Origin of the sequence: Pseudoalteromonas ardens (assembly GCF_030125445.1) — a bacterium.
GTDB classification, from domain to species: Bacteria; Pseudomonadota; Gammaproteobacteria; order Enterobacterales; family Alteromonadaceae; genus Pseudoalteromonas; species Pseudoalteromonas ardens.
Window position 1 is genome coordinate 1 of record NZ_JASJUV010000016.1, and the last position, 6,266, is coordinate 6,266.

1 protein-coding gene is annotated in these 6,266 nt (G+C 49.6%); it reads right to left on the minus strand.

Annotation, left to right across the window (positions count from 1 at the left end; all coding sequences use genetic code 11):
- The coding region (locus tag QNM19_RS24395; RefSeq protein WP_284027312.1) for a non-ribosomal peptide synthetase at positions 1–6,253 on the minus strand (6,253 nt) is incomplete at its 3' end.
- Between the last annotated feature and the right edge of the window lie 13 nt (positions 6,254–6,266).

Below are 6,266 nucleotides of genomic sequence, written 5' to 3' on the forward strand. Positions count from 1 at the left end.
GGATCACCTGCCCAGGCAGCTCGCCCTGTTCACAATAGGTGGTCCGCAACACTTCATGGCGGGCAACAATTTCCGTCAATGCCTGCTCAATCAGAGTTGCCGGTAAGGTCCCGGTAATACGCAGGGCCAGAGGCATGTTATATAAGTTACTGGGGCCCTGTAATTGCTCGATAAACCATAAGCGCTGCTGCGCGAAGGACAATGGCATATGATCTGCTCTGGACTGTGCAACCAGTGGCGGCAGCTTAGCACTCGCAGCTTCAGCAAGCGCACTCGCAAGACTGCGGATCGTCTGGTTATCAAACACCGCCCGTACCGAGATTTCACGTGCCAGTTTAGCGCGGATCTGTGTCACCAGTCGGGTAGCCAGCAGCGAGTGGCCGCCGAGTGCAAAGAAGTTGGCAGTGACACTCAGGCTGTCTGTTTCGAGTCCTAACAAAGCGCCCCAGATAGTAACCAGTGCCTGCTCGGTTGAATTAGCTGGCGCAACATACACAGCTTGCTGAGCAAGCCTGTCTGGCTGAGGCAGTGCGCGTTTATCGATTTTACCATTAGCTGTCAGTGGCCATTGCTCAATACAGATATAGGTCTGGGGCACCATATAGTCAGGCAATTGCAACGCTAACTGTTGCTGGCACTGACCAATCAGATCCCGATCTGTCCACGCTTCATCAGAAATTGAGAAGTGTCGCCTGATATATGCCACCAGACGCTTAGTACCCGCTTCATCGGGAATAACCATAACCAGCGCGCTATCAATGTGCGCGAGCAATGAGAGTTGATGTTCTATCTCTCCCAATTCAATTCTGAACCCCTGAATTTTCACCTGATCATCGGTTCGCCCAATAAACTCTATCTGGCCATTGCTATCGAAGCGCACGAGATCACCCGTTTTATACATTAATCCAGGTTTGAAGGGGTTATCGATGAATCGCTGTTCAGTCAGTTCAGGGCGACAGAAGTATTCCCGGGCCAAACCATCACCACCGATGTAAAGTTCACCGATACACCCATCCGGAGTCAGCTGCCTGCCAGTCAAAATATAAGACTGAGTATTTGCAATAGGCAGTCCTATTGGCACTGGCCCTTCGCAGTCCCGCTTAGTAAACTCACACACAGTGGCAACATGTGTTTCTGTCGGTCCATAGTGATTAAAGAAACGACAATACGGATGCAGTTGCACAAAGCGCAGCATATTAGGTGTTAACGACAAGGCTTCACCTGCAAGATACACTTCTTTTAAATGCTCTGCTGCCCAGCCAAACTCAGCAGCGTAATCACATATAAATTCAAAAACCGCAGGAGGTAAAAAGCAACGCTCTATATTGCAATCATTTAACAGTGCAGGTAAACCACTCAACTCTTCTTTTTGTGATGCACTGATAAGACGCAAACATCCCCCCGTGAACCAACTGGTGATGATTTCCTGGACAGAAACGTCGAATGAAACTGAAGTAAACTGCAAAGTACGTAAATCAGGCAATAAGCCGTATTCAGATGACATTGCAGATACTAGATTGCTGACCGTCCGGTGTGTTTGCATAACACCTTTCGGTTGCCCAGTGGACCCGGAGGTGTAAATCATATACGCCAGCGAAGAGGCAGAATGCGCTTCAAGCGGCACAAGATTATCTGAGGCACAAACCTTAATCTGTTCAGCACAAGCCTGTAGATCAATCAGATGTGACTGAATGCTATCAGGAACAAGTTCTGCCAACAGCTGCTGCCTGGCGGTGATCAGATACCCATCATCTAGTTCACCTAAGATATGCTGCAATCGCGCAGTTGGGTAGTTCGGATCCAATGGTACATAGGTTCCCCCTGCTTTCAACACAGCCAGTATACTGACGATCACTGATAATGAGCGCTCCATACATATCGCAACAAGCGTTTCATGACTCACCCCTTGAGCTCTGAGATAGTGCGCCAGTTTATTCGCCTGTGCATTAAGTTGCTGGTAGCTCATCGAGCCACTATCACACTCAAGCGCAATTGAATCTGGTGTCAGCGTCACCTGATGTTCAAAGATCTCGTGCAGCAAGCGAGCCTGAGTAGGTTCAAAGCACTCCGTATGCGCTTTTTTCAGCTGCGCATCAAATTCTTTTGCTGTGATGATTGGGAGTGATGCAATCTCCTGTTCTGGACTCTTAACCAGCGTATTTAGCAGTAGCGCAAAACGCTCAGCCATAGCGGCTATCCGGTCACGGTCAAAGATGTCTGTCGCAAAGTTAAAGTGGCAGCATAGTCTATCGCCACTTTGGTGTTGATACTCTGTCAGCGTAAGCATTAAGTCAAACTTAGCCACTTCCAGCTGTGAAGACAGTGGCGTAAATGCCAGTTCAGACTGAGCGGCACGCGCATCTTCCCGAACCTGAAGGTAATTCATCATGATCTGAAACAGTGGCGTGTGCTGCTGACTACGCTGAGGGCTTAAGGCCTCAACCAAAAATTCAAATGGAATATCCTGATGCTCCTGGGCAGCCAGGTTGACAGCCTTTGCTGACTGCAGGAACTCACTCAAAGAGGCCTGCGGGTCGACATCCAGACGCAGTACAAAAGTGTTCACGAAGAAACCTATCAGTGACTCCAGCGCCTCGTGTCTGCGATTTGCAACTGGGGTCCCTATCACGATATCCCGTTCGTTGCTGTGGCGAGACAGGAGTAAAGCAAATGCTCCATGCAACACCATAAAGAGTGTCATATCATGCTGCCGTGCCAGCTGCTTAAGGTTATTCAACTGCTCAGCTTCCAACCATACGCTGACATGGTCACCCTGATGGCTCATCTGCGCCGGTCTGGCTCTGTCCAGCACCAGCGAATGCGTCGCTGGTAACTCGGCCAGTTGAGCACACCAGTAATCGCGCTGCTTTTGCAGCTCCTCCCCACTGAGCCAACTGCGTTGCCAGGCTGCATAATCAGCATACTGAACCTCAAGCGGTGGCAGAATCTCTGACACAGGCTGGCCAGCCCCCTGGCCTTCCAGCAGCGCACCGAATTCTTGCATCAATACATCAATGGAAACACCATCAGCAGCAATATGATGTAGCGTCAGCAGCAGCACCTGCTCCTGTTCATCACACACCAATAATCGTGCCCGCAGCATGCTATCCCGACTCAGATCAAATGGTGTGATGGCTTCGTCGTTAAGCGCCTGCTTGATGTATTGTGCTTGTTGCTGCGTATTCAGTGTAGTCAATGACACCCGAGCCATTGTAAAGTCGCCGGGCGCATGGATTACCTGTACCGGCTCCTCGTCATGCTCACCATACGTGGTTCGTAAAACTTCATGACGGGCAACAATTTCGGCCAGTGCCTGCTCAATTAACTGCGCCGGTAAGGTACCTGAAACGCGCATGCCAAATGGCATGTTATACAAATTGCTGGGACCCTGTAATTGCTCAATAAACCATAAACGCTGCTGTGCAAAAGACAGAGGTATATGAGCAGTCCTAGGCTGTGCCTTTAATGGTGGGAGTTTAGCACCGGAAGCGCTTGCAAGCGCGCTCGCAAGGCTACGGATAGTCTGGTTATCAAATACCATCCGCACCGATACATCAATATCAAAGTGACTTCGGATCCGCGTCATCATGCGACTTGCCAGCAGCGAATGTCCCCCGGCTTCAAAGAAATTACTCTCTACACTCAATTGTTCTGCATCAATATTGAGCAAAGATGACCAGATCTCAACCAACTGTTGCTCTGTTTGATTAGCCGGCGCTACATACTGTGACTGCTGGCTGAGCGCATCCGGGATCGGGAGAGCTTTTTTATTGACTTTACCATTCGCAGTCAGTGGCCACTGCTGGATAAGCATCCAACCCGTGGGTACCATATACTCAGGCAACTGTGCCTGAAGCTGGGCTTTGAGGGATTGCAACAACTGCGCCTCATCATCTGACTGCTGTGCAGTTTCACTGTGCAGCTTCACGTAAGCTACCAGTCTTTTCTGACCTGGCTGATCTTCAACAGCTGCCACCAAACAGCTGTTAACGCCATCCAGTACAGATAACTGTTGCTCAACCTCGCCCAGCTCAATCCGAAAACCGCGAATTTTCACTTGATCATCGACCCGACCAATAAACTCAAGTTGACCATCATTGCGATACCGAACCAGATCTCCGGTTCTGTACAGCCGTGCATTCGTGTCATCAAGGAATGGGTTTTGAATAAAACGCTCACTGGTGAGCTCAGGTTGATTAAAATACCCTTTGGCCACTGTCCCGCCATGGATATACAACTCACCGACACTGCCCGTTGGCACAAGATTGAGGGCGCTATCGAGCACCAACAATTGCACACCATCAATGGCATTGCCGATCGGTACACCGCAGGTCAGATCACATTCCTTATCCACGGCAAAGGCCGTTGCAATGACCGTTGTTTCGGTTGGGCCATAAGTGTTATAGAGCACAATGTCGCTCTGCAGGTTTTGATGCCATCGGGCTGCATGACTTGCTGACATCGCTTCACCGCCGGTAACCAGCAAGCGCAGCGAGGTATGGTGTGTGTCAGATGCTAAAGCCTCATCTTCACACAAAACATGCCAGTACGCCGTCGGCACCGATGCCACAGAAACCTCGTGTCGGGCTATGAATGTCCAGAATGCATTCGCACTAAGCAATTGATTAGGCGCTGGGATCACCAAAGCGGCACCACTTAACAGTGATAAACTCAGCTCTTCAATAAAAATATCAAACGAAATTGAGGAGAATTGCAGGACTCTGTCGCTATCTTGCATCTGATATAAGCGATTCGCAGCCAACTGATAATGCAGCCAGTTACGGTGTGTCACCATCACCCCTTTTGGCTTACCGGTCGAGCCCGATGTATAAATCATATAAGCCAGTGAGTCGGGTGATGATACCACCGACGGATATGGGTTTGATGCATCACTTTCTGCCAGGCGCTGAGCAAAGGCGATGTCATATAACTCGCAGATGTTCTCTACCCTTGATACATCCAATTGCTGATCAGCCGCTGACTGAGACACCAGGAAATTGATCTGAGCGTCGTGCAGTATGTAATTGAGGCGCTCAGCAGGGTAACTTGGATCCAGTGGTACATATGCCCCTTGTGCTTTCAGTACGGCCAAAATAGCCGTCACCATCTCTGCCGACTTGTCAGCAAAGACACCCACCAGAGTATTTTCTGTAACCCCTTGTGAAATCAGCACATGGGCGAGACGATTCGCGCGAATATTTAGTTCACCATAACTAAGCTGTTGCTCGCCACACACTATGGCTGTGGCATCTGGCTGAAGTGCCGCCAGCTTCTCAAATTCATGGTGGATCAGCATGGCAGAAGATAAATCACCAGCTCCACTGGGGCGTTGCAGTAATTGCCTAACTTCATCTTCAGGCAGCATTGGCAACTTACCAATCGCCGTATCAGGGCTCTCAACCATACTTTTGAGCAGGCACTGGAAGCGCTCAAGCATCGCCGAGATAGTACTGTCATCGAATAGCGCTTTGATATAATCAAAGGCAATGAATAACCGACTTCCTTCAGCATTATGGTGCTCTGTAGCGGTCAGAGACAGTTCAAACTTGGATACCACCTCGCCAGAAGATAACGGAGTAAACTCCAGTCCCGACTGTGCTGCTTTTTGCTCATCACTGGCCCGCTGATAGCTCATCATGATTTGGAATAAAGGTGTGTGCTGCTGACTTCTCTGTGGATTGATTTCCTCCACCAGAATATCAAAGGGCACATCCTGATGATCTTGTGCAGCCAGATTCACCGTTTTCACCGCACTCAGATAATCACGCAATGAGGCCTCAGGGTCGACATCCAGGCGCAATACTAAGGTATTAACAAAGAAGCCAATCAACGACTCCAGTGCTTCATGGGAACGGTTCGCAACCGGTGTACCAATCACAATATCCCGCTCACGACTGTGACGTGACAACAACAGGGAAAAAGCGCCATGTAACACCATAAATAGTGTCATGCCCTGTTGCTGAGCCAACCGTTGCAGCTGCTGCATGGTTTCGGATTCGAGCCAAACTCCCTGATATCCGCCCTGGGTGGAGATTTGCTCCGGTCGGGCTCTGTCTAGCGGAAGTGAATGGGTCACAGGTAAATCACCCAATTGCTCAAGCCAATAACTTGATTGTCTTTGCAACTCATCTCCACTCAACCAATTACGCTGCCACAGCGCATAATCGGCGTACTGAATTTCAAGCGGCGGTAAGATCTCAGAGACTGGCTGGCCTGTGGCAATGCCTTCTAACAAAGCACCAAACTCTCTCATCAGTACGTCCATA